The organism is Microcystis sp. M53603_WE2, from assembly GCF_030065435.1.
This window is the reverse complement of record NZ_JASJFF010000985.1, coordinates 1-1549: the sequence shown is the minus strand read 5'-3', so window position 1 is coordinate 1549 and position 1549 is coordinate 1. Positions and strand designations below refer to the sequence as shown.

General features: G+C 40.8%; 1 protein-coding gene, 1 pseudogene and 1 riboswitch. The gene and the pseudogene both read right to left on the bottom strand.

Features of this window, described 5'->3' with window-relative positions; genetic code table 11:
• Positions 1–1060 (bottom strand): precorrin-3B synthase (cobG, locus tag PX481_RS20830; RefSeq protein WP_288095772.1); only part of this gene is annotated, 1060 nt, incomplete at its 3' end.
• Positions 1061–1116: 56 nt separating this feature from the next.
• Positions 1117–1275: riboswitch (cobalamin riboswitch) on the bottom strand.
• Positions 1246–1549: pseudogene (locus PX481_RS20825) on the bottom strand (DUF3782 domain-containing protein); the annotation flags it as partial. (Overlaps the previous riboswitch by 30 nt.)

The window sequence follows — 1549 nt, the reverse complement described above, 5'->3', positions numbered from 1 at the left end:
GAGAAGCGGATAATCCTAGTGATGCCAGTTTTGGCAACAATTCTGACACTTTTTCATCGGGAATATCGGGTAATATAACAGTCTGCCAAGGGGTTAATCGTAACTGACCACTGCCAAAAGTTTCTGATAGTGCCGCTAATCCCCATAGTTGATTAGCCGTCAATTGTCCTAATCTTAATGATAGACCAATATAAGACAATCCGGGTTGCTTTTGAGGATGAATTCCTAGATGAAAATAGGGTTGAGTAGAATGGGCAGCCTGCTGGTATTCTTGCCCTTTTATTATGCCGGTAGAAGTCCGATGTAATTGGGAGTTAACTTGTTCGAGATATTTGGCCAATCCCCAATCTTTGAGCAGGTGTTTCATCCGAGGTTTTTTACCCTTGATATTGGGGGTTTGTTGAACATAATCGACATAAACCTTTACTAGAGCTTTGACCACAGCTAAACAGTTTTCTGGCTCAATTAATAAGTCCGTGTCATAGAATTGTTTATCTCCTCCGAGGGCTAATCGAAAGCAAACAAGAGAAGTTAAATTTGTCGGATTATTGACGGTAATTGCCGATAGCTGAATCTCGTTATAGCGGTGTTGCCAGGCCATAGTTGAACCAGTGCCAATTCCCACTGCACCACCGCCATCGATGCCGATACTAAATTTAGGACTTAGTTGGGCAATTGATGGATAATTTTGGATAAAATTATCTAATTCTTGGACTAATGGACGAGTATCGATCGATTCTTGACAGTCAATTCCAGCCGTGGGACTAGACATTATATTACGCAGATGATCGATACTGGGATTATGGGCAGCTAACCCTAATTTTTGCAGGGTTTGAAATTCTTCTAAACTGGGGGATTTTTGCAGTCCGCGAATTTGCAGATTTGCCCGATTGGTAACTTGTATTGTCGTCTGCCATTGTTCGAGCCAAGTGGCGATCGCTTTTCCCTGTGGAGAATTGAGCCATCCACCGGGGGTGCGGAGACGAATTAAAAACCCATCCTGGGCAGCAGTTCCATAAAATAAACCGGGACAAGCATTTGCTTCAACTAACCAATTCACCGTTGTTTGTTCTCCATGCGACGCAGAGAAGTAGTTAGAAAATTATTTGTCTATCTACCGATTAAAAACTTGTAATTGGCATTCTGACTCGCAAGGAAAAAGGGAAGATGTACTCTTTTTACTTTTTACTTGATTACAGCTGCGGCACAGTACCAGAATTGCACTGGACTTTCCCAAAGACAAGCTTAAATATTATACCACGTTTTCGGTTGAAACTCAGTATCGTTAAGAATCGCTACATTTTCACCCCTTTGTGCCAAGACAAATAAACCTTGACGATAAGCATATTTATCCGCTCCTTCTTCGATTTCAATGCCGGCTACTGCCCCATATAATTGTTTGTGGTTATATTCTGGGAAAAATTGCCTAAATTCGGTTAGATTCTTGATTAATTCTTTGACATCATCTACACTTAAACTACTTTTGACTTCCACTACTAGCACATGATTTTCATTAGTTACTAACACATCAATTTCTAAGGTTTTACCG